The sequence below is a fragment of the Streptomyces sp. NPDC058685 genome, from assembly GCF_042714725.1.
Classification (GTDB): Bacteria; Actinomycetota; Actinomycetes; order Streptomycetales; family Streptomycetaceae; genus Streptomyces.
Genome location: NZ_JBHXSL010000061.1, coordinates 1 through 24054, shown reverse-complemented (window position 1 = coordinate 24054; position 24054 = coordinate 1). Strand labels below are relative to the sequence as shown.

General features: G+C 70.5%; 21 protein-coding genes and 1 pseudogene. 16 read left to right on the top strand and 6 right to left on the bottom strand.

All coding sequences use genetic code 11. The features are described 5' to 3' along the window. The first annotated feature begins 69 nt into the window (after positions 1 to 69). The 4 genes from ACFWU3_RS31810 to serA all read left to right on the top strand — a co-directional run bounded on the left by ACFWU3_RS31810 (position 70) and on the right by serA (position 5484). Positions 70 to 1938, top strand: coding sequence for an acetolactate synthase large subunit (locus tag ACFWU3_RS31810; protein ID WP_384444504.1), 1869 nt, complete (start codon positions 70 to 72; stop codon positions 1936 to 1938). 35 nt (positions 1939 to 1973) lie between these two features. Next, positions 1974 to 2498, top strand: a complete 525-nt coding sequence (ilvN, locus tag ACFWU3_RS31805; protein ID WP_005311534.1) for an acetolactate synthase small subunit — start codon at positions 1974 to 1976, stop codon at positions 2496 to 2498. 104 nt (positions 2499 to 2602) lie between these two features. Next, the gene (ilvC, locus tag ACFWU3_RS31800; protein WP_313943920.1) at positions 2603 to 3604 is read left to right on the top strand and encodes a ketol-acid reductoisomerase; all 1002 of its coding nucleotides are present in this window, start codon (positions 2603 to 2605) and stop codon (positions 3602 to 3604) included. A gap of 287 nt (positions 3605 to 3891) precedes the next feature. Then, positions 3892 to 5484 carry a phosphoglycerate dehydrogenase gene (gene serA, locus ACFWU3_RS31795; RefSeq protein WP_384444503.1) on the top strand — a complete coding sequence of 531 codons (1593 nt, stop codon included), beginning with the start codon at positions 3892 to 3894 and terminating at the stop codon, positions 5482 to 5484. A 67-nt stretch (positions 5485 to 5551) separates the two neighbouring features. Here serA and ACFWU3_RS31790 read toward each other — a convergent pair whose 3' ends face one another. After that, positions 5552 to 7138, bottom strand: coding sequence for an MFS transporter (locus ACFWU3_RS31790; RefSeq protein ID WP_384444502.1), 1587 nt, complete (start codon positions 7136 to 7138; stop codon positions 5552 to 5554). 96 nt (positions 7139 to 7234) lie between these two features. On the opposite strand from ACFWU3_RS31790, the gene ACFWU3_RS31785 reads away from it, so the two are divergent. Continuing rightward, positions 7235 to 7810 (top strand): TetR/AcrR family transcriptional regulator, encoded by a 576-nt coding sequence (locus ACFWU3_RS31785; RefSeq protein WP_384444501.1) that lies wholly within the window; start codon positions 7235 to 7237, stop codon positions 7808 to 7810. Positions 7811 to 7817: 7 nt separating this feature from the next. Here the strand turns inward: ACFWU3_RS31785 and ACFWU3_RS31780 are convergent, their stop codons facing one another. Then, positions 7818 to 9029 carry a PucR family transcriptional regulator gene (locus ACFWU3_RS31780; RefSeq protein ID WP_384444500.1) on the bottom strand — a complete coding sequence of 404 codons (1212 nt, stop codon included), beginning with the start codon at positions 9027 to 9029 and terminating at the stop codon, positions 7818 to 7820. A gap of 179 nt (positions 9030 to 9208) precedes the next feature. Here ACFWU3_RS31780 and ACFWU3_RS31775 point away from each other — a divergent pair, with 179 nt between their 5' ends. Next, positions 9209 to 10135, top strand: coding sequence for a proline dehydrogenase family protein (locus ACFWU3_RS31775; protein ID WP_384444516.1), 927 nt, complete (start codon positions 9209 to 9211; stop codon positions 10133 to 10135). A gap of 40 nt (positions 10136 to 10175) precedes the next feature. Next, the gene (pruA, locus tag ACFWU3_RS31770) at positions 10176 to 11807 is read left to right on the top strand and encodes an L-glutamate gamma-semialdehyde dehydrogenase (RefSeq protein ID WP_313943914.1); all 1632 of its coding nucleotides are present in this window, start codon (positions 10176 to 10178) and stop codon (positions 11805 to 11807) included. Between the two features lie 179 nt (positions 11808 to 11986). Here pruA and ACFWU3_RS31765 read toward each other — a convergent pair whose 3' ends face one another. The 3 genes from ACFWU3_RS31765 to ACFWU3_RS31755 all read right to left on the bottom strand — a co-directional run bounded on the left by ACFWU3_RS31765 (position 11987) and on the right by ACFWU3_RS31755 (position 13838). Beyond that, positions 11987 to 12832 carry a DUF1206 domain-containing protein gene (locus ACFWU3_RS31765; protein ID WP_327679880.1) on the bottom strand — a complete coding sequence of 282 codons (846 nt, stop codon included), beginning with the start codon at positions 12830 to 12832 and terminating at the stop codon, positions 11987 to 11989. Positions 12833 to 13032: 200 nt separating this feature from the next. Continuing rightward, positions 13033 to 13386, bottom strand: coding sequence for an ArsR/SmtB family transcription factor (locus tag ACFWU3_RS31760; RefSeq protein ID WP_384444499.1), 354 nt, complete (start codon positions 13384 to 13386; stop codon positions 13033 to 13035). Next, a complete protein-coding gene (locus ACFWU3_RS31755; RefSeq protein WP_384444498.1) occupies positions 13383 to 13838 on the bottom strand; it encodes an SRPBCC family protein in 456 nt (151 codons plus the stop codon). Before ACFWU3_RS31755 ends, ACFWU3_RS31760 begins: the two co-directional genes overlap by 4 nt. 502 nt (positions 13839 to 14340) lie before the next feature. Between ACFWU3_RS31755 and ACFWU3_RS31750 the strand changes: the two genes are divergently transcribed. The 4 genes from ACFWU3_RS31750 to ACFWU3_RS31735 all read left to right on the top strand — a co-directional run bounded on the left by ACFWU3_RS31750 (position 14341) and on the right by ACFWU3_RS31735 (position 17528). Then, complete coding sequence (locus tag ACFWU3_RS31750; protein ID WP_313943907.1) at positions 14341 to 14469, top strand: hypothetical protein; 129 nt, start codon at positions 14341 to 14343, stop codon at positions 14467 to 14469. 84 nt (positions 14470 to 14553) lie between these two features. Further along, complete coding sequence (locus ACFWU3_RS31745) at positions 14554 to 15594, top strand: 3-isopropylmalate dehydrogenase (protein ID WP_384444497.1); 1041 nt, start codon at positions 14554 to 14556, stop codon at positions 15592 to 15594. 274 nt (positions 15595 to 15868) lie between these two features. After that, on the top strand, positions 15869 to 16957 hold the full coding sequence (locus tag ACFWU3_RS31740) for a branched-chain amino acid aminotransferase (RefSeq protein WP_384444496.1): 1089 nt from the start codon (positions 15869 to 15871) through the stop codon (positions 16955 to 16957). 67 nt (positions 16958 to 17024) lie between these two features. Then, a complete protein-coding gene (locus ACFWU3_RS31735) occupies positions 17025 to 17528 on the top strand; it encodes a tetratricopeptide repeat protein (RefSeq protein WP_384444495.1) in 504 nt (167 codons plus the stop codon). On the opposite strand, the gene ACFWU3_RS31730 is transcribed toward ACFWU3_RS31735, so the two are convergent. Beyond that, positions 17495 to 18901, bottom strand: a complete 1407-nt coding sequence (locus tag ACFWU3_RS31730) for a cytosine permease (RefSeq protein ID WP_384444494.1) — start codon at positions 18899 to 18901, stop codon at positions 17495 to 17497. The genes ACFWU3_RS31735 and ACFWU3_RS31730 overlap by 34 nt on opposite strands. A gap of 127 nt (positions 18902 to 19028) precedes the next feature. On the opposite strand from ACFWU3_RS31730, the gene ureA reads away from it, so the two are divergent. From ureA to ACFWU3_RS31705, 5 genes and pseudogenes are all read left to right on the top strand, one after another. Beyond that, positions 19029 to 19853, top strand: a complete 825-nt coding sequence (ureA, locus tag ACFWU3_RS31725; RefSeq protein WP_384444493.1) for an urease subunit gamma — start codon at positions 19029 to 19031, stop codon at positions 19851 to 19853. A gap of 5 nt (positions 19854 to 19858) precedes the next feature. After that, a complete protein-coding gene (locus tag ACFWU3_RS31720; protein ID WP_384444515.1) occupies positions 19859 to 21541 on the top strand; it encodes an urease subunit alpha in 1683 nt (560 codons plus the stop codon). 10 nt (positions 21542 to 21551) lie between these two features. Further along, positions 21552 to 22610 carry an agmatine/peptidylarginine deiminase gene (locus ACFWU3_RS31715; protein WP_384444492.1) on the top strand — a complete coding sequence of 353 codons (1059 nt, stop codon included), beginning with the start codon at positions 21552 to 21554 and terminating at the stop codon, positions 22608 to 22610. Positions 22611 to 22674: 64 nt separating this feature from the next. Beyond that, the gene (locus tag ACFWU3_RS31710; protein ID WP_327679858.1) at positions 22675 to 23286 is read left to right on the top strand and encodes a TetR/AcrR family transcriptional regulator; all 612 of its coding nucleotides are present in this window, start codon (positions 22675 to 22677) and stop codon (positions 23284 to 23286) included. Between the two features lie 337 nt (positions 23287 to 23623). After that, positions 23624 to 24054: pseudogene (locus ACFWU3_RS31705) on the top strand (citramalate synthase); the annotation flags it as partial.

Sequence of the window (24054 nt, the reverse complement as noted above, 5' to 3'; positions counted from 1 at the left end):
GCACCGGCACCACCGTCATACCGCACAAAACGAGCAGTCCTCGCATAAACCCTCAGCTTCGAGAAGAGAATGCCGATGACCGAGCAGGCCACCGGGGCCCACCATCCGCAGCCGCGGGCCCGTACCGGCGGACACCAGACCGCTGCAGTTGAGCACGTCACGGGCGCGCAGTCCCTCATCCGCTCTCTCGAGGAAGTGGGGGCCGACACGGTGTTCGGCATCCCCGGCGGCGCCATCCTCCCCGCGTACGACCCGATGATGGACTCGCAGCGGGTGCGCCACGTCCTGGTCCGCCACGAGCAGGGCGCGGGGCACGCCGCCACCGGATACGCGCAGGCCACCGGCAAGGTCGGCGTCTGCATGGCCACCTCGGGCCCCGGCGCCACCAACCTGGTCACCCCGATCGCCGACGCGCACATGGACTCCGTCCCCATGGTCGCGATCACCGGCCAGGTCGCCTCCAAGGCCATCGGCACGGACGCCTTCCAGGAGGCGGACATCTGCGGCATCACGATGCCGATCACCAAGCACAACTTCCTGGTCACCAACGCCGACGACATCCCGCGCACCATCGCCGAGGCCTTCCACATCGCCTCCACCGGCCGCCCGGGTCCCGTCCTCGTCGACATCGCCAAGGACGCCCTCCAGGCGCGGACCACCTTCACCTGGCCGCCGCAGACCGACCTGCCCGGCTACCGCCCGGTGACCAAGCCGCACGCCAAGCAGATCCGTGAGGCCGCCAAGCTCATCACCCAGGCCAAGCGGCCCGTCCTGTACGTCGGCGGCGGCGTTCTGAAGGCCAACGCCACCGCCGAGCTGAAGGTTCTCGCCGAGCTCACCGGAGCCCCCGTCACCACCACCCTGATGGCGCTGGGCGCGTTCCCCGACAGCCACCCGCTGCACGTGGGAATGCCGGGCATGCACGGAGCGGTCACCGCCGTCACCGCGCTGCAGAAGGCCGACCTGATCGTCGCCCTCGGAGCCCGTTTCGACGACCGTGTCACCGGCAAGCTGGACAGCTTCGCCCCGTTCGCCAAGATCGTTCACGCGGACATCGACCCGGCCGAGATCGGCAAGAACCGCACAGCCGACGTCCCGATCGTCGGCGACGCCCGCGAGGTCATCGCCGACCTGGTGCTGGCCGTCCAGGCCGAGCACAGCGAGGGCCGCACCGGCGACTACAGCGCCTGGTGGAAGGACCTCAGCCGCTGGCGCGACACCTACCCGCTCGGCTACGACCAGCCGGACGACGGCAGTCTGTCCCCGCAGCAGGTCATCCAGCGCGTCGGACAACTCGCGCCCGAGGGCACGATCTTCGCCGCCGGTGTCGGCCAGCACCAGATGTGGGCCGCGCACTTCATCGACTACGAGAAGCCCGCCACCTGGCTCAACTCCGGCGGCGCCGGAACCATGGGGTACGCGGTCCCCGCCGCGATGGGCGCCAAGGCCGGCATGCCGGACCGGGCGGTCTGGGCGATCGACGGCGACGGCTGCTTCCAGATGACCAATCAGGAACTGACCACCTGCGCGCTCAACAACATCCCGATCAAGGTCGCCATCATCAACAACGGCGCCCTGGGGATGGTCCGCCAGTGGCAGACCCTGTTCTACAACCAGCGCTACTCCAACACCGTGCTGCACTCGGGCCCCGAGAACGGCATCGCCGTCGCGGGCCAGTCCAGCGGCGGCACCCGCGTCCCGGACTTCGTCAAGCTGTCCGAGGCCATGGGCTGTCACGCGATCCGCTGCGAGTCCCCCGACGATCTGGACAAGGTCATCGCCGAGGCGAACGCGATCAACGACCGCCCCGTCGTGATCGACTTCATCGTCCACGAGGACGCCATGGTGTGGCCGATGGTCGCCGCCGGCACCTCCAACGACGAGGTCATGGCCGCCCGCGGGGTCCGCCCCGACTTCGGCGACAACGAAGACGACTGAGCGCGCCCAGAGAACGAGTAGAGAGAAACCGACCCATGTCCAAGCACACGCTCTCCGTTCTGGTCGAGAACACGCCCGGCATCCTCGCCCGGATCGCCGCCCTGTTCTCCCGTCGCGGCTTCAACATCGACTCGCTCGCCGTGGGCGTCACCGAGCACCCCGACATCTCCCGCATCACCATCGTGGTCAATGTCGAGGACCTGCCGCTGGAGCAGGTGACCAAGCAGCTCAACAAGCTGGTCAACGTTCTGAAGATCGTCGAGCTCGAACCGGGCGGTGCGATCCAGCGCGAACTCGTGCTGGTGAAGGTCCGCGCCGACAACGAGACGCGCTCGCAGATCGTCGAGATCGTCCAGCTGTTCCGTGCCAAGACCGTGGACGTCTCACCCGAGGCGGTCACCATCGAGGCCACCGGTTCGAGTGACAAGCTCGAGGCGATGCTGAAGATGCTGGAGCAGTTCGGCATCAAGGAGCTCGTCCAGTCCGGCACGATCGCCATAGGGCGCGGTGCCCGGTCCATCACCGACCGGTCCCTGCGTGCTCTGGACCGCAGCGCCTGACAGCGCCCGCCCCGCGCTCTGCTCGCATCGCGAGACCGTCGCACTTCCGCCCCCGACCCCGCCGTACGGTGGGACGCACACCTGCACACCAAGGAGATATTCCAGTGGCCGAGCTGTTCTACGACGACGATGCCGACCTGTCCATCATCCAGAACCGCAAGGTCGCGGTCATCGGCTACGGCAGCCAGGGCCACGCCCACGCGCTGTCGCTCCGTGACTCGGGCGTCGATGTCCGCGTCGGTCTCCACGAGGGCTCCAAGTCCAAGGCCAAGGCCGAGGAGCAGGGCCTGCGCGTGGTGACGCCGGCCGAGGCCGCGGCCGAGGCCGACGTCATCATGATCCTCGTCCCGGACCCGATCCAGGCCCAGGTCTACGAGGAGTCCATCAAGGACAACCTGAAGGACGGCGACGCGCTCTTCTTCGGCCACGGCCTCAACATCCGCTACGGCTTCATCAAGCCGCCGGCCGGTGTCGACGTCGCCATGGTCGCCCCGAAGGGCCCGGGCCACCTGGTCCGCCGTCAGTACGAGGAGGGCCGCGGCGTTCCGTGTATCGCCGCCGTCGAGCAGGACGCCACGGGCAAGGGCTTCGAGCTGGCGCTGTCGTACGCCAAGGGCATCGGCGGCACCCGCGCCGGTGTCATCAAGACGACCTTCACCGAGGAGACCGAGACCGACCTCTTCGGCGAGCAGGCCGTGCTCTGCGGCGGTGCGTCCGCACTCGTCAAGGCGGGCTTCGAGACCCTGACCGAGGCGGGTTACCAGCCGGAGATCGCGTACTTCGAGTGCCTCCACGAGCTGAAGCTGATCGTGGACCTCATGTACGAGGGCGGCCTGGAGAAGATGCGCTGGTCGGTCTCCGAGACCGCCGAGTGGGGCGACTACATCACCGGCCCGCGGATCATCAACGACCAGACCAAGGCCGAGATGAAGAAGGTTCTCGCCGAGATCCAGGACGGCACCTTCGCCAAGAACTGGATGGACGAGTACCACGGCGGTCTGAAGAAGTACAACGAGTACAAGAAGGCCGACAGCGAGTCGCTGCTGGAGACCACCGGCAAGGAGCTGCGCAAGCTCATGAGCTGGGTCGACAACGACGAGGCGTGAGCCGCGGACGGGGGCCGGGACAACAGAGTCCCGGCCCCCGTCGCACACCGCGCCGCGGTCCGGCCGCTGCTCCATTGTGGCTGACCACGGACGGGTGATCCTGCCTCGGAGGCGTAAGACCTGCGCCGAAGCACCACTACACTTCTCAACACATACGCGTCAGGCCCACAGTGTCGTGCGTCTTCCACGCGGCTTGCCCCTCCACCGCCTGCGGCCGTCGGGACGGCCGCTCTCCCCCGTAGCGCGTGGCGCACGGGCGGGGGCCCCATGGACTTGTGAGGACACACGTGAGCTCGAAACCTGTCGTACTCATCGCTGAAGAGCTGTCGCCCGCCACCGTCGACGCGCTGGGCCCGGACTTCGAGATCCGGCACTGCAACGGCGCCGACCGCGCGGAGCTGATCCCCGCCATCGCCGATGTGGACGCGATCCTCGTCCGTTCCGCCACCAAGGTGGACGCCGAGGCCATCGCCGCGGCCCGGAAGCTGCGCGTCGTCGCGCGCGCCGGCGTCGGACTGGACAACGTCGACGTCTCCGCCGCCACCAAGGCCGGCGTGATGGTCGTCAACGCGCCGACGTCCAACATCGTCACCGCGGCCGAGCTCGCCTGCGGTCTGCTGGTCGCCACGGCCCGCAACATCCCCCAGGCCAACACCGCCCTGAAGAACGGCGAGTGGAAGCGGTCCAAGTACACGGGTGTCGAGCTCAGCGAGAAGACCCTCGGCGTCGTCGGTCTCGGCCGCATCGGCGTGCTGGTCGCCCAGCGGATGTCCGCCTTCGGCATGAAGATCGTCGCGTACGACCCCTACGTCCAGCCCGCGCGGGCCGCGCAGATGGGCGTCAAGCTCCTCTCCCTCGACGAGCTGCTCGAGGTCTCGGACTTCATCACCGTCCACCTGCCGAAGACCCCCGAGACCCTCGGGCTCATCGGTGACGAGGCGCTGCACAAGGTCAAGCCGACCGTCCGCGTCGTCAACGCCGCGCGCGGCGGGATCGTCGACGAGGAGGCGCTGTACTCGGCGCTCAAGGAGGGCCGCGTCGCCGGCGCCGGCCTCGATGTGTACGCCAAGGAGCCCTGCACCGACTCCCCGCTCTTCGAGCTGGACGAGGTCGTCTGCACCCCGCACCTCGGCGCCTCCACCGACGAGGCGCAGGAGAAGGCCGGCGTCTCGGTCGCCCGCTCCGTGCGTCTCGCGCTCGCCGGTGAGCTCGTCCCGGACGCGGTGAACGTCCAGGGCGGCGTGATCGCCGAGGACGTCAAGCCCGGTCTGCCGCTGGCCGAGCGCCTCGGCCGGATCTTCACCGCGCTCGCGGGCGAGGTCGCGGTCCGTCTCGACGTCGAGGTCTACGGCGAGATCACCCAGCACGACGTCAAGGTGCTGGAGCTGTCCGCGCTCAAGGGTGTCTTCGAGGACGTCGTCGACGAGACCGTCAGCTACGTCAACGCCCCGCTGTTCGCGCAGGAGCGCGGTGTCGAGGTGCGTCTGACGACCAGCTCCGAGTCGCCGGACCACCGCAACGTCGTCACCGTCCGCGGCACCCTGTCGGGCGGCGAGGAGGTCGCGGTCTCCGGCACGCTGGCCGGCCCCAAGCACCTCCAGAAGATCGTCGCGATCGGTGACCACGACATCGACCTGGCGCTCGCCGACCACATGGTCGTCCTGCGGTACGACGACCGCCCCGGTGTCGTCGGCACCGTCGGCCGGATCCTCGGCGAGGCCGGACTGAACATCGCGGGCATGCAGGTGTCGCGTGCGGAGGAGGGCGGCGAGGCGCTCGTCGTGCTCACCGTGGACGACACCGTGCCGCAGCAGGTGCTGACCGAGATCGCGGACGAGATCGGCGCTGTCTCGGCCCGTTCGGTGAACCTCACCGACTGACCGTCCGCCGTCGTACGCCGAAGGGCCCGGCTCACCGGAGTGAGCCGGGCCCTTCGCGCTGCCCGTGTCAGCGGGCGCCGGCCGGTTCGGCCGCCCCGTCCACGGCCGGGTCGTGTGCGGCCCGCGGCGTAGGCGGGGGAGTGGCGTTCCGCAGCAGGACGGCGGCCAGGACCGCGGCCGCGACCAGCACGACGGCCGCGCCGACGGCCGCGAGCTGCATGCCGTGGACGAAGGCGTCGCGGGCCACCGCCAGCACCGACTCGCCCAGCCTGCCAGGCAGTCGACCGGCGACGGCGGCCGCCCCGCCCAGCGTCTCGCGGACCGCGTCCAGCGCGTCCGCCGGTACGCCCTTCGGCGCCGAGTCCGCGATGTCCTGCCGGTAGACGGCCGTGCCGATGGAGCCGAGGAGCGCCATGCCGAGCGCGCCGCCGAACTCCTGTCCCGTCTCCAGGAGGGACGCGGCCGAACCAGCCTTCTCCGGCGGCGCCCCGGCCAGTGCCAGATCGCTGACCAGCGCCATCACGGTGACGATGCCGCAGCCGATGACCGCTGCCCCGGCCAGCAGCAGCCAGACGGAGTCCGTACCGGAGCAGGCCAGGACGGCGAATCCGGCGGCCGCGACGACGAACCCGCCGGCGATGACGTGGGCCCGGTCGGTCCGCTGTCCGAGCGCGGTGGCGAGGGGAGCGGCGACGCCGATCGCCAGCGAGGGCGCCAGACTCCACAGCGCGGCCTCCAACGTGCCCATACCGAGCACGGACTGCAGATACTGCGTGGTGAAGTAGGCGGAGCCCATCACCGCGAAGGCGGCGACGGTGTTCAGGGCGATACCCGTGCCGAAGACACGGTGCGTGAAGAGGTCCTTGCTGATCATCGCGCCCGAGCGGGTGCGCTGCCGGTGGACGAAGACCGCGCCGACCGCGAGTCCGGCCACGACGCACAGCGCCGCGGCGGTATCCGGGCCCTCGGCCGCGAACTCCTTCAGCCCGTAGACCACCGGCAGGACGGCTCCCATCGACAGCGGCACGCTCAGCAGGTCGAACCGTCCGGGTGCCGGGTCCTTGAACTCCGGGACCAGCAGGGGCACCAGGACGAGCAGGAGCAGCATCGCCGGCACGTTGACCAGGAAGACGGAACCCCACCAGAAGTGGTTCAGCATCACGCCGCTCATCACCGAGCCGAGCGCGATCCCGCCCGCCATGGCTCCCGACCAGATGCCGATCGCCCGGCTGCGCTGCCGGTCGTCGCGGAACATGTTGCGGACCAGCGCCATGGTCGTGGGCATCAGCGTCGCGCCGCCGATGCCGAGCAACGCCCGTGCGGCGATGAGCATTTCGGCGCTCTGGGCGTAGGCGGCTCCGATCGAGGCGATGCCGAAGGCGGTGGCGCCGACGAGCAGAAGCCGGCGCCGGCCGATGCGGTCGCCGAGCGAACCCATGGTGATGAGGAGTCCCGCGAGGGCGAAGGCGTAGATGTCGAAGATCCAGAGCTGTTGCGTGCTGCTCGGGTCCAGTTCGCGGCTGATGGCCGGGACGGCGAAGTAGAGGACGGAGACGTCCATCGAGACCAGCAGAAGAGGCAGCAGGAGGACCACGAAGGCGGTCCATTCCCGGCGGCCGGCGCGAGATGCGGCGAAGTGGCGGAGTTCGGTCATGCCTTGTAATGTACGAGCGTATAAAACATCTGTCTAGAACGTTTGTGTAAAACAAGCGTATAGGACGGCTGTATGGCTCCGCGCTAGGCTGCTGACATGGGACATCGTGAGGATCTGCTCGAAGGCGCGAAGCGCTGCCTCCTGGAGAAGGGCTACGCCCGCACGACGGCGCGGGACATCGTCGCCGCGTCCGGCACCAACCTCGCCTCCATCGGCTACCACTACGGCTCCAAGGACGCCCTGCTCCATCAGGCGTTCCTCGCGGTGACGGAGGAGTGGGGGGACGCTGTGGGCCCGGCGGGCCGCGAGGAGTTCGACGCTCCGAAGGACGCGATGGAGCGCTTCCGCAAGACCTGGGAAGAGGTCCTGGCCACCTTCGACAGGAGCCGGCCCGTGTGGAAGCTCCAACTGGAGGTCGTCTCCCGCCTCGACGACGACGAGAAGCTGCGGGACGCGATCCGCGATCCGCAGGCGGAGGGCCGCCTCGGTCTCGCCGAGGCGTTCGCCGGCACGGACCCGGTGGCGGATCCCGAAAAGGCCCGGGTGGCGGGCCTGTTCTACCAGGCGCTGCTGGCCGGCGTGATGATCCAGTGGCTGGTCGACCCGGACACCGCTCCGTCCGCCGACGACCTGACGAACGGCCTGCGCGCCGTACTGGAGGACCGCGGCTGACGGTCTGTCACCGCCGGTCGGACGGCGGTGGGCCGGGCACTGTCCGCAGCCGCGCCGCCTTGAGAGCCATGTGGAGCAGCAGGCGGTCCTCGCCCTGCGAGAAGTCGAGGCCGGTGAGCTGTTCGACGCGGGAGAGGCGGTAGTAGAGCGTCTGCCGGTGGATGCCGAGGGCGGACGCCGTGCGGCTCGCCTGGCCCGCGCAGTCGAGGAACTCCTCGGCGGTACGGGCCAGTTCGGTGTGCGAGCCGGCCAACAGTGGGGCGACCACCGGGTCGTGGGCCGTCTCCGCGGGCAGCGCCGTCAGCATGCGGTACGGGCCGATCTCCGACCACTGCGCGACCGGCCCGAGCCGGGGCTGTGCCCAGGCGGCGCGGGCGGCCGAAGTCGCCTCCTGCCAGGCCGCGTTGAGACCGGTCAGCCCCTGACGGGCGCGGGCGATCCCGACGGTCGCGGCACCGGCTGCCGCGAGCAGCCGGTCGGCGACGGCGAGCGCGGGGGCAGTCGACTCGGCGGTCCGCAGCCGCACCAGGGCGGCGAGCCGGGCGCCCGCGTCGGCGGACTCGGGGGCCCCGTCCGGGAGTCCGCCGGACCGGGGCACTGTCGACACGGCCGCCACCCCCGGCAGGGAGCGCGGCGCCGGCGCGTCCTCGGCCGGCCAGGGCGACACGCACACCACCGCGTGCGGGCCCTCCGGACCCGGACCGCCGCCGAGCGCCGTACGCAGCGCCGCGACCGCCATGTCGTAGTGCCAGTCGCGCTCCGCCGTCAGTACCGCACGGAACTCCCGGGACAGATCCGCGCCGGCACGCTCCTCGTCCGCCAGCAGGGTGCCGATGCGTTCGGTGACCTCCATGGCCGCCGACAACTGCGCGGGGGTCGGGCCCGGCGTCGTGTCGAGCAGCCAGACGTAACCCAGCACGATGCCCCGATGGCGTACGGGCAGGCAGATCCTGTCGCGGAACACCCCCGCGTCGGGGGAGGCCGGGATGCGCACCGGCCCCGTCGCACGGGTGATGCCGAAGCCCTCGAACCAGGCGCGGACGGCCGGCGTCGACTTGCGGGTGAGGATCGAGCGGGTCCGGACCGGGTCCATCGCGGTGTCGTCGTCGCTGTCGTGCGCACCGAAGGCGATCAGCCCGAAATCGCGGTTCTCCAGCGTCGCCGGAACGGCGAGCAGCGCCGAGATCTCGTCCACGAGTTCCTGGTAGTCGCCCTTCATGCAGATATTCTGGCACGGCCTTCAGACATATGTATGAGATCGCGGACACGGATGCGTGACAGCTGTCGATGGCAGACGATCGGAGCGATCCTTAGGTTTCACGGTGGTTCTTCGTGCCGTTCCGGATCCGTTCACCGCGGGCCGAGCCGGCCCTGTCCGTACTCTCCGTGGAGGTCCCCGTGCTGGGTCCCGTGATCCTCGCCGCGTCGCGCAGCGACAAGATGCGCCGCGTCGTTTCGGCCGCCCCGGTCACCAAGCCCGTGGTGAACCGCTTCATCGCCGGCGAGTCGGTCCGCGAGACGATCCCCGTCGTCCAGGACACGGCCGACCGCGGTCTCGAGGTCACGCTGGACGTCCTCGGCGAGGACATCACCGACCCGACCGAGGCGCTGCGCGCCCGGGACGCCTACCTGGAGCTCATCGAGGCGCTGAAGCCGCTCGGCCTCGGCACCCGTGCCGAGATGTCGGTGAAGCTGTCCTCCTTCGGCCAGGCGCTCCCCGGGGGCCACGACCTCGCCCTGAAGAACGTCACCCCCGTCGTCGAGGCCGCCGCCGAGATCGGCACCACGGTGACGCTCGACATGGAGGACCACACCACCGTCGACTCGACCCTGGCCATCCACGCAGATCTGCGGGAGCGCTTCCCGGGAACCGGCGCGGTCGTCCAGTCGTACCTCTTCCGTACGGAGGACGACTGCCGGGCCCTCGCCGAGGCGGGCTCGCGCGTGCGTCTGGTCAAGGGCGCCTACAAGGAGCCCGCGTCCGTCGCGTACCAGGACAAGGCCGAGGTCGACAAGGCGTACATCCGCTGCCTGAAGATCCTGATGGAGGGTGAGGGCTATCCGATGGTCGGGTCCCACGACCCGCGGATCATCTCCATCAGCCAGGAGCTCGCCCGCCGGGCCGGCCGCAAGCTCGACGACTACGAGTTCCAGATGCTGTTCGGCATCCGGGAGGCGGAGCAGCACCGGCTGGCCGCCGAGGGCCACCGGATGCGTGTCTACATCGCCTACGGCACCGACTGGTACGGATACTTCATGCGCCGCCTCGCGGAGCGCCCCGCCAACCTGGCGTTCTTCCTGCGTTCGCTGGTCAGCCGCGGCTGAACCCCCCAACTGACCTACTGATTAAGGAGATTCGGCACCCATGGACGCTGTGACCAAGGTCCCCGCGCCGGTCAACGAGCCGGTCCACTCCTATGCGCCGGGCACCCCCGAGCGCTCCCGCCTGGAGGCCAAGCTCAAGGAGCTGGCCGAGAACCCGATCGACCTGCCGATGACCATCGGCGGTGTGCGTCGGATGGGCGGCGGCGAGCGGGTCGACGTCGTCCAGCCGCACAACCACAAGGCGGTCATCGGCACCTTCGCCGCCGCCACCCAGCAGGACGCGCAGGACGCCGTGGACGCCGCGCTCGCCGCCGCGCCCGCGTGGCGCGCGATGTCCTTCGACGACCGTGCCGCGATCATCCTGCGCGCCGCCGAGCTGCTGGCCGGCCCGTGGCGCGAGACGCTCGCCGCCTCCACGATGCTGGGCCAGTCCAAGACGGCGCAGCAGGCGGAGATCGACACCCCCTGCGAGCTCGTCGACTTCTGGCGCTTCAACGTCTCCTACGCCCGTGACCTGCTGGCGGAGCAGCCGCCGGCCAACTCCCCGGGTGTGTGGAACCGGCTGGACCACCGGCCGCTCGAGGGCTTCGTCTACGCGATCACGCCCTTCAACTTCACCGCGATCGCCGGCAACCTCCCCACCGCCCCCGCCCTGATGGGCAACGTGGTCGTGTGGAAGCCGTCCCCGACGCAGACCCATGCCGCCGTGCTGCTCATGCAGCTGCTGGAGGAGGCGGGCCTGCCCAAGGGCGTCATCAACCTGGTGACCGGCGACGGCATCGCCGTCTCCGAGGTGGCGCTGAACCACCCCGAGCTGGCGGGTATCCACTTCACCGGCTCGACCAAGACCTTCCAGCACCTGTGGAAGACGGTCGGCAACAACATCGAGAAGTACCGCTCCTACCCGCGCATCGTCGGTGAGACCGGCGGCAAGGACTTCGTCGTCGCCCACCCGAGCGCCGACCGCGCCGTGCTGAAGACCGCGCTGACCCGTGGCTCCTTCGAGTTCCAGGGCCAGAAGTGCTCGGCCTCCTCGCGTGCGTACATCCCCGCCTCCATCTGGAACTCCGGTTTCAAGGAGGAGTTCGCGGCCGAGGTCGACGGCATCAAGATGGGGGACGTCACCGATCTGACGAACTTCATCGGCGCCGTCATCGACGAGCGGGCCTTCGCCAAGAACAAGGCCGCGATCGACCGGGCCAAGGCAGACGACAGCTGCACCATCGTCGCCGGCGGCACCTACGACGACTCGGTGGGCTACTTCGTCCGCCCGACCGTCGTCGAGTGCTCGGACCCCGCGAGCGAGGTCTTCACCACCGAGTACTTCGGTCCCTTCCTCGCGGTCCACGTCTACGAGGACGACCAGTACGAGGCCATGCTGGAGCAGATGGAGTCGGTGTCGGCCTACGCGCTGACGGGTGCGGTCATCGCCAACGACCGCGCGGCCGCCGCGCACGCGATGGAGAAGCTGCGGTACGCCGCGGGCAACTTCTACATCAACGACAAGTCGACCGGCGCCGTCGTCGGCCAGCAGCCCTTCGGCGGCGGCCGGGCCTCCGGCACCAACGACAAGGCCGGTGCCCCGCAGAACCTGATGCGCTGGACGCTGACCCGCGCCATCAAGGAGACGCTGGTCGCGCCGACCGAGTACGGCTACCCGCACATGGGCTGACGGTTTCCGTCGCCCCCAGCACTCCGCCCCCGTCCCGGCCCCCACGCCGGCACGGGGGCGGCTTCCATCGCGCCCTCGGTTCTGGGACTTGCTCGAAGACCCGGTCCGCGGACCGGGTCCGCGGACCGATCTCGCAGACCGGGTCCGAAGACCCGGTCCACGCCTGGATTCGGCGAACCTCAGACCTTCCGCCAGCGGGCCATCGCGAACGAGAAGACGCCGAACAGCGCCAGCCCGATGGCGATCACGGCCAGCAGCCACGGCCCCACCGGGGTGTCGGCGAAGGAGCGGAGGGCGTCGTCGAACCCCTTGGCCTTGTCCGGCTCGTAGTCGACGGCGGCCCGTACGACGAACACCCCGATCGCCGTGAAGAGGGCGCCGCGCGCGGCGCCGCCGCCCACGCCGGTGACATCGACGAGCTGACGGGTCCTGCGGGACATCTCGCCGAGCTTCAGATGCTTGTGGTACTTCCGCATGGCGGCCCGGGCGCCGACCCAGAGGCCGGCGACGGCTATGCCGACTCCGGCGATGCCCACGAGCCACTGGCCCGCGGGCAGTTCGAGCGCCCGCGCGGTGATGTCCTGCGACTGCTGGTCCGAGGACCCGCCGCCCCCGCCGCTGCTGCGGTCACCCGCGGCGAACGCCAGTACCGAGTAGGCGACGAAGCCGTAGAAGAGGAAGCGGCCCGCCGACAGCAGCCGCTTGTGCGTCTTGTGGCCGTCGGGCCCGGCGGCCCCGAACAGCGCCTCCGACAGACGCCACAGCGCCATCCCGACCAGCCCGATCCCCACGGCCCACAGCATCACGGACCCCATGGGCTTCTCCGACAACTCGGCGAGCGCGCCGCCCCGGTCGGCCTGCTTCCCCCCGTCGCCGAAGGCGATCTGCAGGGCGAGAATGCCCACGAGCAGATAGATCACCCCGCGGGCGACGAAACCCCAGCGGGCCGCCACGTCCATGGCAGAGCTGTTCGCCGCCCGACGGGCCGTCATATGTCCACGAAGCGTCAACGCACGTGCGTTCATCAGTGAACCTCCCGTACGCGGGTGCCCTGCGGACTTCCGCGAAAACCGGGAGGCCGCAAGCGGCCCGCCGGAAGGGGGTGCCGACGTGACACGAGGGAGCGCCGTGCACGCGCGGGGCGTGCCGGCGCGTCGGTGTTCCGCGACCGGTCCGGCCTGTCCGGTGAACCCACCGCACGGGGCGGTGGGTTCACCGGAGCCGGTCATGCGTCCGGGCCGGTGTTCCCGCCGGCGTCCTCCGCCAGCCGCTTGATCGCCGCCAGCCGGGAGTCCCACTCGGACGCCACCCGGTCCATCCAGCGGGCCGTGACGTTCAGCCGCGCCGGCAGGACCGTGTAGCGCGCCTCGCGGCCCTCCCGGTGGCCGGCGACGAGGCCGGCCCGGGTGAGGACCGCGAGGTGCTTGACGATCGCCTGCCGGCTGACCGGCAGCTCCCGGGCCAGGACGGTGGCGGTCGCCTCGCCGTGGGCGGCGATCGCGTCGAGTATCCGGCGGCGCGTCGGGTCCGCCAGTGCGGACAGGACCTCCGTCACGGCATCCTGGTCGGCCTCCGTCATGCCGCGAGCTGCTCCGCGTACTTCTGGACGTTCACGACCTGCTCGCTCCAGCCCTGCGAGTGGCTCTCGTACGACGCCCCTGCCTTCCTGTCCTCGGGGACGACCAGTTCGGCGAAGCCGGTCTCCACCACGCGCAGATGGGTGCCGTCTCCCTCGGGGGTGAGGGTGAACTCGACGAGTGTGGAGTTGCCCTCCACCGCCTGCTCGCCCGGGTACGCACTCGCCCACCGGTAGGAGAAGTGGTTCGGCGGGTCGACCGTGACGATGGTGGTCGGGAACTGTCCGTATTCGCCGTGGTCCAGGTGCATGGTGCCGCCCGGCCGCAGGTCGACGGGCGTCGGACTGCCCTGCCCGAACCAGCTGCCGACGTGCTCCGGCTCCGTGAGTACTGCCCACACCCGCTCGACGGGCGCCGCGATGCTGATCTCTCGCTCGATCCGGTTCTCGGTCATGGCTTCCACCTCCGGTTCATCCATGACGTGCTACTCAATGGTTGCACGTCATGGAGAATGGTGCAACCCATCGGTTGCGCGTCAGCTCGAGCGATCGCGGGTCCGCGCCGATGCGGAGCGGGACGGCGGCCGTCCCCGCCGGCCCCGCGAAAGTGCCGCCGACGAACCGGCGCGCGCCTGCCCGCCGCGACGACCGCGTCGCTCCCCGGTGACCCCGTCAGTAGTCGGCCTCGCGCTCTTGACCAGGTGAAACGTCGTCCGGGGCCACCGTGCGGCGACGCTCCCGGAGGACTCGTTCCATGATCGCCGTCTCATATAGTAGGAAGTCCGACTACTTGTAGAGACAGGAGCGCGTACCTGTCCTAGCTTTGTAGGAGCCGAACGTCTCGCTCGATCCAGCGAATGGCGGCAGTGAGCTCGTGCCCCCGGCAGGTAACCCCTGCGGCACGCTCCCCGCCCTCCGGCGCCTCGAAATCTTTCCGATCTCAAGGAGTCGATCATCATGCGCGCTGCGACCGCCCGCCGAGTCCGTCACACCTCCCGCACCAGCGAGTCCGACCGCAAGAACGCGGCCGCCGCGCTCCAGCGGGCCCTGGACCGCCGCGACAACGGTGGCTCCACCGGCCACTGACCTCTCCCGCTCGCCATGACTCCACCATCGTCCAGATGGTGGACGTCATGTGTCATGTGCTGGGACGGCGAGTAGGGTGCCGACATGTCTCGCAGCATCAATCTCGCAGTGATCCCCGGTGACGGCATCGGCCAGGAAGTCGTGGCCCAGGGCCTGAAAGTCCTGTCCGCCGTCCTTCCCCAGGACGTGAAGCTGGAGACCAAGGCGTACGACCTCGGCGCCCAGCGATGGCACCGCACCGGGGAGACCCTCCCCGACGCGGAGTTGGAGTCCCTCAAGAGCCACGACGCGATCCTGCTGGGAGCCATCGGCGACCCGTCGGTGCCGTCCGGTGTGCTCGAGCGCGGTCTCCTGCTCAAGCTGCGTTTCGCCTTCGACCACTTCGTCAACCTGCGGCCGTCGAAGCTCTTCCCGAACACGGCGACGCCGCTGGCCGGCCGGCCGGACATCGACTTCGTCGTCGTCCGCGAGGGCACCGAGGGTCCGTACACCGGCAACGGCGGTTCCCTGCGCACCGGTACGCCCGCCGAGGTCGCCACCGAGGTCAGCCTGAACACCGCGTACGGCGTGGAGCGCGTCGTCCGCGACGCCTTCGCGCGGGCCGCCGCCCGCCCCCGCAAGAAGCTGACGCTGGTCCACAAGAACAACGTCCTCGTCTACGCCGGCCACCTGTGGAAGAACATCTTCGACCGGGTCGCCCGTGAGTACCCCGACGTCACCACGGACTATCTGCACGTCGACGCCGCGACGATCTTCTTCGTCACCCAGCCGGAGCGCTTCGACGTCATCGTCACCGACAACCTCTTCGGCGACATCCTCACCGACCTCGCCGCCGCCGTGACCGGTGGCATCGGCCTGGCCGCCTCCGGCAACATCAATCCGACGGGTGATTTCCCGTCGATGTTCGAGCCCGTCCACGGCTCGGCGCCCGACATCGCGGGCACCGGCAAGGCCGACCCGACGGCCACGATCCTCTCCGTCGCCCTTCTGTTGCGTCACCTCGGTTTCGAGCCGGAGGCCGGGCGCATCGAGGAGGCCGTCTCCGCCGACCTCGCGGGACGCGACGGCACGTTCCGCACGACGGACGAGATCGGCGACACGCTCGCGGTACGCGTAGCGGGCTGACCCGAAGCTTCCAGGTCTGTCGTTGGGATCGAGCCCAGCACGATCACAACGACAGGGCCTCCAGCCGCCGGGTCGCACACGCACCCGGCGGCTTCTCCTGTGCGGCTCCCGGATGCCACCATCAACCCCGGACCGCTTTCACCCCGTTTCATGCACGCGCCCGCCCGAGCCATAATCGAACCGGGCCGGCGCATGCGGGAATGCTCGGACGTCCTAGCAGCTGTAGCGACGTGAGCGCGGTCCGTCACAACCAACGGTGAAGGACACTGCACTCATGACGACGCCCACGATCGAGCTCAAGCCCTCCTCGCACCCCCTGTCCGACGCGGAGCGCAAGGCGATCCTGGCCAACCCCGGTTTCGGCCGCCACTTCACCGATCACATGGTGACGATCAAGTGGACGGAGGGCCGTGGCTGGCACGACGCGCAGCTCACCCCCTACGCGCCGCTGTCGATCGACCCGGCCAACATGACGCTGCACTACGCGCAGGAGATCTTCGAGGGCCTGAAGGCCTACCGCCGCCCCGACGGTTCGGTCGCCACGTTCCGCCCGGACGCCAACGCCCGGCGCTTCCAGAGCTCGGCCCGCCGTCTCGCCATGCCCGAACTGCCGGTCGAGACGTTCATCGAGGCCTGTGACGTCCTGGTCCAGCAGGACAACGCATGGGTCCCGGAGCACGGCGGCGAGGCATCGCTCTACCTGCGGCCCTTCATGATCGCCACCGAGGTCGGTCTGGGCGTGAAGCCCGCCAACGAGTACCTCTTCCTCGTGATCGCCTCCCCGGCCGGCGCCTACTTCCCCGGGGGCGTCAAGCCGGTCTCCGTCTGGCTCTCCGAGAACTACGTCCGCGCCGTCCCCGGCGGCATGGGCTTCGCGAAGACCGGCGGCAACTACGCCGCCTCGCTGCTCGCCCAGGCCGAAGCCGCCGCCAAGGGCTGCGACCAGGTCGTGTGGCTCGACGCCGTCGAGCACAAGTGGGTCGAGGAGATGGGCGGCATGAACCTGTACTTCGTGTACGGGAACAAGATCGTCACGCCCGAGCTCAACGGTTCGCTCCTCGCCGGCGTGACCCGCGACACGCTGCTCACCCTCGCCAAGGACCTCGGATACGAGTCCGTGGAGGGCCGTATCTCGACCGAGCAGTGGCGGCGCGACACCGAGAACGGCACGCTGACCGAGGTCTTCGCGTGCGGCACCGCAGCGGTGATCACCCCGGTCGGCACCGTCAAGTGCGAGAGCGGCGAGTGGACGCAGGCGGGCGGTGAGCCGGGCGAGCTGACGATGAAGCTGCGCGGGGCGCTGCTGGACATCCAGCGCGGCATCACGCCCGACGAGCACGGCTGGATGCACGAACTGGCCTGACCCGCTCAGTACTTCATCGGCGACCCTGCCCCCGTTCCCGCCGCCCGGCATCGGCGAGGATGGGGGCATGGGTGCACCGGAGCGGGATCGTGAACTGGCCGAAGCCGTACGACTGCGTGAGCAGGGGAGCGCCGAGGAGGCCCGGCTGATACTGCTCCGCCTCGCCGAACAGCTGCCCGACGACGTGGAGATCGCCTACCAGACCGCGTGGGTGCACGATGTGCTCGGCCTGGAGGCGGACGCGGTTCCGCACTACGAGCGCGCCCTCGCCGGCGACGGCCTGCCGGACAGCGACCGCTGCGACGCCCTGCTGGGCCTCGGCAGCACCTACCGGGTGCTCGGCCGGTACGAGGACGCGGAGCGGACCCTGCGGCGCGGGACCGAGGAGTTCCCCGCGCACGGCGGTCTGCGGGCCTTTCTGGCCATGGCGCTGTTCAACACCGGCAGCCACGAGGAGTCCGTGCGGCTGCTGCTGGAACTGCTCGCCGCCACCAGCGAGGACCCCTCGGTGCGCAGGTTCCGGCGGGCGATCGACGCCTACGCCAAGGACTTGACCGGCACCGTCCCGTAGGACCGCAGCGTCAGCGCGGTGTACGTCAGCCCGCCCACCACGCCCGACAGCACGAAGCTGCAGTCCACGCCGCCGGTCAGGGCGAGCAGCGGGCCCTCGTAGAGCGGGGTGGACACCGCGCACAGCCCGACGGCGGCGCCGACCGCCCAGCTCGCGGTGGCACGCGGGTGCCAGCCGGCCCGGAACCAGTAGATCCCGCCGCGGGCCCGCCGGTTGTAGACCTGGAGGGCCTCCGGGTCGTAGGCACCGCCGCAGCGCAGGTGCGCGATCATCGTGATCACCGCCCAGGGTGTGCCGATCGCCGTGAGCAGCAGCACGAACGAGGTCATCGCCGACTGGGCGTTCCAGGCGAAGTGGCCGACGAAGACGAAGCCGGTCGCGACCACGGCGACCACCAGCGTGGCCCGCGTCCGGGTGGCACGCGGCAGGATCGCGTCCAGGTCGAGGCCCATGGAGTAGAGCATCAGTCCCGCGTTGCCGACCGATCCCGCGGTGGCGGCGAGCAGCAGCGGGATCAGGTACCAGGCGGGTGACGCGGTGACCAGCGGCCCGGCGTAGTCCAGCGCGGCGCGGGCGGCGAGCGCGGTGTACGTGCCGAACAGCTGCGGGATCAGCAGTCCGGCGAACAGCCCGAGGCAGGTGGCGCGCAGCACGCGGCGCGGGCTGTGCCGCTGCGGCGAGATGTAGCGGGTGTAGTCGCCGAGCAGGGTGATGAACGCGATCGGGCCGCTCAACCCCGCCGCCACCGCGGACAGCAGCCACGTCGGCCAGAACGAGCCGAGCAGATACGGGGTGCCGGGCGGGGCGACGGTGGTCGCGTCGGGTGCGTACGCGAGCAGGCCGAGCAGCAGGAGCGCCGTCATGCCGACGGCGAGGATCCGGCTCATGCGCAGCAGCAGCCGGTAGCCGTACACCGCGCCGACGACCGTACAGCCGGCGAGCAGCGCGTACACCAGGGCGTGGGCCGCTGCGCCCGTCGGCACTCCGGCGATCCGGGACAGCGTGCCCAGCATCACGTCGCCGCCGATCCACAGGGTAAGGGCGGTGTAGCCGAGCGAGAGCAGCAGTCCGACGACCGAGCCGACGAGCCGGCCGCGCACCCCGAAGGCCGCGCCGCTGGACGTCGACAGATTGGTGGCGGTGCGCAGCGAGACGAGGGCGAGCGGGGCGGTGACCGCCACACCGACGGCCGTGCCCGCCACGACCGAGGTGACGGCCGGCCAGAGGCCGAGGCCGAAGGAGACCGGCAGCCAGCCGAAGACGATCACGCCCAGGCAGAGGTTCGACCCCAGCAGGATCGAGACGAGGTCGCGCGGGGTGCTGGTGCGCTCCTGCTCCGGGATGGTGTCGACCCCGCGTTGTTCCATCGGCATACGGCTGCCCCTGACGCTCGACTGTTTGAATGCCGCTCAATGTGGCCCAGGGGATGCGGACCCGTCAATGCTTCCCAGAAAAGAAACTCATGATTAGAGTGTCGTTCAAACAGGAGGTGTTCCAGACGTGCGACTGACCCCCACGGAGCGCGACCGGCTGCTGCTCTTCGGCGCCGCCGAGCTGGCTCGGGCCCGCCGGGCCCGCGGCCTGAGGCTCAATGTCCCCGAAGCCACCGCGCTGATCGCCGACACGGTCTGCGAGGCCGCCCGGGACGGACGGCGGCTGGCGGAGGCGATCGAGGCGGCGCGCGCGGTGCTCGGTCCGGGCGATGTGCTGCCCGGGGTGGCGGACGTCGTGACCGAGGTGCACGTCGAGGCGGTCTTCGACGATGGCTCGCGACTCGCGGTCGTCTCCGACCCGATCGGAGGCGGCTCCCTGGGCGGTGCCGCGCCCGGCGCGGTCGTGCCGGGGCCCGCCGACGTCGAGCCGGAGCCGGTGGTGCGGCTCACGGTGATCAACACCGCGACCGTGCCGGTCAGTGTCACCTCCCACTTCCACTTCTTCGAGGCGAACCCGCGCCTCGACTTCGACCGGGCCTCGGCCTACGGCATGCGGCTGTGCGTGCCCGCGGGGTCCTCGGTCCGCTTCGGCGCGGGCGAGCAGTCCGAGGTCGGGCTGCTCCCGATCGGCGGCGCGCGCGTGGCCATCGGGTTCGCCGGCCTGGTGGACGGTCCGCTGGACGCGCCGGGCGCGAGAGAGGAGGCGCTGCGCCGGGCGGCGGCATGCGGCTATCTGGGCGCGACGCCGGCCGAAACGTCCGGGGCCGCACGGGACAGCCGGCCCGCACAGGACCCGCGGCCCAGGCAGCAGGCACCGCAGGACACCCCGCAGGACGACCAGGCACCACAGGACGACCAGGCACCACAGGACATCCCGGAGGAGGACCGGTGACCGGCATGGATCCCCACGAGTACGCGGCCGTGCACGGCCCGCGGGCCGGCGACCGCGTGGTCCTCGGCGACTCCGGACTCGTCGTACGTGTCGAGGACGACTCCCAGAAGCCCGGCGACGAGTTCCTCGCCGGCTTCGGCAAGACCGCCCGCGACGGACTGCATCTCAAGGCCGCCGCCGTCCGCGAGACCTGTGACGTGGTGATCAGCAACGTCCTGGTGATCGACGCCGTCCAGGGCATCCGCAAGGTCTCCATCGGCATCCGCGAGGGGCGCATCTGCTCGATCGGACGCGCCGGGAACCCCGACACCCTCGACGGGGTGGACGTCGTGGTCGGCACGGGGACCTCCATCGTCTCCGGCGAGGGCATGATCGCCACCGCCGGAGCCGTCGACACCCATGTCCATCTGCTCTCGCCGCGGATCATGGAGGCGTCGCTGGCCTCTGGCGTCACCACCGTCATCGGCCAGGAGTTCGGCCCGGTGTGGGGCGTCGGCGTCAACTCGCCCTGGGCGCTGAAGCACGCCTTCAACGCCTTCGACGCCTGGCCCGTCAACATCGGCTTCCTCGCCCGCGGTTCGTCCTCCGACCCGGCCCCGCTCGTCGAGGCGCTCGCCGAGGGCGGCGCGTCCGGGTTCAAGGTCCACGAGGACATGGGCGCGCACACCCGCGCGCTCGACACCGCGCTGCGGGTCGCCGAGGAGCACGACGTCCAGGTCGCCCTGCACAGCGACGGGCTGAACGAGTGCCTGTCGGTGGAGGACACCCTCCGCGTCCTCGACGGCCGCACCATCCACGCCTTCCACATCGAGGGCTGCGGCGGCGGTCACGTCCCGAACGTCCTCAAGATGGCGGGCGTGCCGAACGTGATCGGCTCCTCCACCAACCCGACCCTGCCCTTCGGCCGGGACGCCGTCGCCGAGCACTACGGGATGATCGTCTCCGTCCACGATCTGAAGACCGACCTGCCCGGCGACGCCGCGATGGCCCGGGACCGCATCCGGGCCGGGACGATGGGCGCGGAGGACGTGCTCCACGACCTCGGCGCGATCGGCATCACCTCCTCCGACGCCCAGGGCATGGGCCGCGCGGGCGAGACGGTGCGCCGGACGTTCGCGATGGCCGGGAAGATGAAGGCCGAGCTCGGCCCGATGGCGGGCGACGGCGCGCACGACGACAACGCCCGAGTCCTGCGCTACGTCGCCAAGCTGACGATCAACCCCGCCATCGCCCACGGCCTCGCGCACGAGATCGGCTCCATCGAGGTCGGCAAGCTCGCCGACATCGTGCTGTGGCGTCCGCAGTTCTTCGGCGCGAAGCCGCAGCTCGTCCTGAAGTCGGGCTTCCCCGCGTACGGAGTGACGGGCGACCCGAACGCGGCGACGGACACCTGTGAACCACTGGTCCTCGGACCGCAGTTCGGGGCGTACGGTGCGACGCCGGCGGACATCTCCGTCGCCTTCGTGGCACGCGCGGCGACCGAACTTGGCTCCGACCACATGCCCACCCGCCGCCGCAGGGTCGCGGTCCGCGGCACCCGCGGCATCGGCCCCGCCGACCTCCGGCTCAACTCCCGCATCGGCGACGTGGGGGTCGACGGCCGCACCGGCCTCGTGACCCTCGACGGCGACCCGATCCGCTCCGAACCCGCCGACGCGATCTCCCTCAACCGCCTCTACTTCCTCTAGGACGTCACCCATGTTCCGCATGCCGCCCGAATGGGCCGCCCACGAGCGCACCTGGATGGCCTGGCCCGGCCCCAACCCCACCTTCACCGACGCCGAGGAACTCGCCGAGGCCCGCAGCGCGTGGGCCTTTGTGGCCCATGCCGTACGCCGCTTCGAACCGGTGACCATGGTGGTGGGCACCGGGCAGTCGGCGTCCGCGCGCGAACTGCTCGGGCCCGACATCGAGCTGGTCGAACGCGACCTGGACGACGCCTGGATGCGGGACATCGGTCCCACCTTCACCACGGACGGCTCCCGACTGGCCGCCGTGGACTGGGTGTTCAACGGCTGGGGGGCCGCCGACTGGGCGCGCTGGGACCACGACAAGAAGATCGCCCGCCACGTCGCCGACATCGCGGGCGTCGAGGTCCACCCCTCACCGCTGGTCAACGAGGGCGGCGCGATCCACGTCGACGGCGAGGGCACGGTTCTGCTCACCGACACGGTCCAGCTCGGCCCGGAGCGCAACCCCGGCTGGACGCGCCCGCAGGTCGAGGCCGAGATCCACGCCCGGCTCGGCACGACCAAGGCCATCTGGCTGCCGCGCGGCCTCAGCGGCGACTACGGCATGTACGGCACCCGCGGCCATGTCGACATCGTCGCCGCCTTCGCCGGGCCCGGCGTCGTCGTCGCCCACACCCAGCCCGATCCCACGCACCCGGACCACGAACTGTGCAAGGCGAACGTGGCGCTGCTGCGCTCGCAGACCGATGCGAAGGGCCGCCGTATCGAGGTGGTGGAGGTCCCCGCCCCGACCGTGCTCCGGGAGGACGGCGAGTGGGTCGACTACTCGTACATCAACCACTACGTGTGCAACGGCGGTGTGGTCCTGTGCGCCTTCGACGACCCCCGCGACGAACTGGCGGCGGGCATCTTCCGGCGGCTGTACCCGGGCCGGACGGTCACGCTGGTGGACGCGCGCGCGATCTTCGCGGGCGGGGGAGGCATCCACTGCATCACCCAGCAGCAGCCGAAGGTCTTCAGGACGGCCCACGGCGAGCGCCGACGATCAGGTAGAACATACGCGTGAATGAGTCGCACACCTCCCCGGCTGCCCGCGGGGCCGCCTTCGGCGCCGCTTCCGGAGCCGCCGTATGACCCCCGCCGCCCGGCGGCGCAACATCGCGCCGCCCCGTGAGTCCGTCCTCGCCGCCGCCATGGCCACCATCGCCGAGCGCGGTCTCGACGGGCTGACCATGGCGGGGCTCGGCCGGGAGGTCGGCATGAGCAGCGGCCATCTCCTCTACTACTTCCGCACCAAGGACGAGCTCCTGCTGCGGACCCTGGAGTGGAGCGAGGGCCGGCTGGGGGCCGAGCGCAGCGCACTGCTGTCCCGGCAGGCGCCCACCGCCGAGCGGCTCGACGCGTATGTCGATCTCTATGTGCCCGACGGCCCGCGCGATCCGCACTGGACGCTGTGGCTGGAGGTCTGGAACCGCTCGCAGAACGCCGACGACGAGGCCCGCGCCCGCCAGGCCGCCATCGAGGGGGCCTGGCACCGGGATCTCGTCGCCCTGCTGGCGGAGGGGATCTCCCGCGGCGAGTTCCGACCCGTCGACCCCGACCGCTTCGCCGCCCGCCTCCGTGCGCTGCTCGACGGCTTCAGCGTCCACGTCGCCGTCGGCATCCCCGGCACCGGACGCGAGCACGTCCTGACCCATGTCAGGGAGTTCCTCCGCGACGCGCTGCTGCGGGAAAGCGCCTGATCATCGGGGGTGCCGGCCGGGCGCGGGTTCCGGGGCGGGACGGACCGCCCGCATACTGAGACCACCGTCCACGGAACGGGTGCGATGTGGCAGACTGCCAGCGTGCTTTCGTTCGCCATGATTATCGGCAGCAGGCGCGCCGGTCCGCAGTGATCGCCTCATACCACCATGTATGACGCGGCCACCGTGCCCCAGACCCGCGCGCAGACCTCTCGCACCCGCGAGGGGTTTTTTCGTTTTACGGCCTCACCCGGCCGGAAGCGAGCCGCACGCGGAGACGGGGGCAAGTGGAGCCAGTATTTCCGGAGCCACTCATCCGACAGGAGTCAGGACAGCCATGACCACACAGGCCACGGACACGGATACCGACGACGCCTTCCATGTCTTCGACACGACCCTGCGCGACGGCGCGCAGCGTGAGGGCATCAACCTCACCGTCGCGGACAAGCTGACGATCGCCCGGCACCTGGACGAGTTCGGCGTGGGGTTCATCGAGGGCGGCTGGCCGGGTGCCAACCCCCGTGACACCGAGTTCTTCGCCCGCGCGCAGCAGGAGATCACCTTCCGGCACGCGCAGCTGGTGGCGTTCGGCGCCACCCGTCGCCCGGGAGCGAAGGCGGCGGACGATCCGCAGGTGCGGGCGTTGCTGGAGTCGGGCGCGCCGGTGGTCTGCCTGGTCGCCAAGTCGCACGACCGGCATGTGGAACTGGCCCTGCGCACCACTTTGGAGGAGAACCTGGAGATGGTCCGCGACACCGTCTCCTTCCT

Coding starts and splice junctions, on each gene's coding strand:
- ACFWU3_RS31810 (WP_384444504.1), top strand. CDS start 70: ATGCCGATGACCGAGCAGGCCACCGGGGCCCACCATCCGCAGCCGCGG.
- ilvN (WP_005311534.1), top strand. CDS start 1,974: ATGTCCAAGCACACGCTCTCCGTTCTGGTCGAGAACACGCCCGGCATC.
- ACFWU3_RS31790 (WP_384444502.1), bottom strand. CDS start 7,138: ATGACCGAACTCCGCCACTTCGCCGCATCTCGCGCCGGCCGCCGGGAA.
- ACFWU3_RS31785 (WP_384444501.1), top strand. CDS start 7,235: ATGGGACATCGTGAGGATCTGCTCGAAGGCGCGAAGCGCTGCCTCCTG.
- ACFWU3_RS31780 (WP_384444500.1), bottom strand. CDS start 9,029: ATGAAGGGCGACTACCAGGAACTCGTGGACGAGATCTCGGCGCTGCTC.
- pruA (WP_313943914.1), top strand. CDS start 10,176: ATGGACGCTGTGACCAAGGTCCCCGCGCCGGTCAACGAGCCGGTCCAC.
- ACFWU3_RS31765 (WP_327679880.1), bottom strand. CDS start 12,832: ATGAACGCACGTGCGTTGACGCTTCGTGGACATATGACGGCCCGTCGG.
- ACFWU3_RS31760 (WP_384444499.1), bottom strand. CDS start 13,386: ATGACGGAGGCCGACCAGGATGCCGTGACGGAGGTCCTGTCCGCACTG.
- ACFWU3_RS31755 (WP_384444498.1), bottom strand. CDS start 13,838: ATGACCGAGAACCGGATCGAGCGAGAGATCAGCATCGCGGCGCCCGTC.
- ACFWU3_RS31750 (WP_313943907.1), top strand. CDS start 14,341: ATGCGCGCTGCGACCGCCCGCCGAGTCCGTCACACCTCCCGCACCAGC.
- ACFWU3_RS31745 (WP_384444497.1), top strand. CDS start 14,554: ATGTCTCGCAGCATCAATCTCGCAGTGATCCCCGGTGACGGCATCGGC.
- ACFWU3_RS31740 (WP_384444496.1), top strand. CDS start 15,869: ATGACGACGCCCACGATCGAGCTCAAGCCCTCCTCGCACCCCCTGTCC.
- ACFWU3_RS31735 (WP_384444495.1), top strand. CDS start 17,025: ATGGGTGCACCGGAGCGGGATCGTGAACTGGCCGAAGCCGTACGACTG.
- ACFWU3_RS31730 (WP_384444494.1), bottom strand. CDS start 18,901: ATGCCGATGGAACAACGCGGGGTCGACACCATCCCGGAGCAGGAGCGC.
- ACFWU3_RS31720 (WP_384444515.1), top strand. CDS start 19,859: ATGGATCCCCACGAGTACGCGGCCGTGCACGGCCCGCGGGCCGGCGAC.
- ACFWU3_RS31715 (WP_384444492.1), top strand. CDS start 21,552: ATGTTCCGCATGCCGCCCGAATGGGCCGCCCACGAGCGCACCTGGATG.
- ACFWU3_RS31710 (WP_327679858.1), top strand. CDS start 22,675: ATGACCCCCGCCGCCCGGCGGCGCAACATCGCGCCGCCCCGTGAGTCC.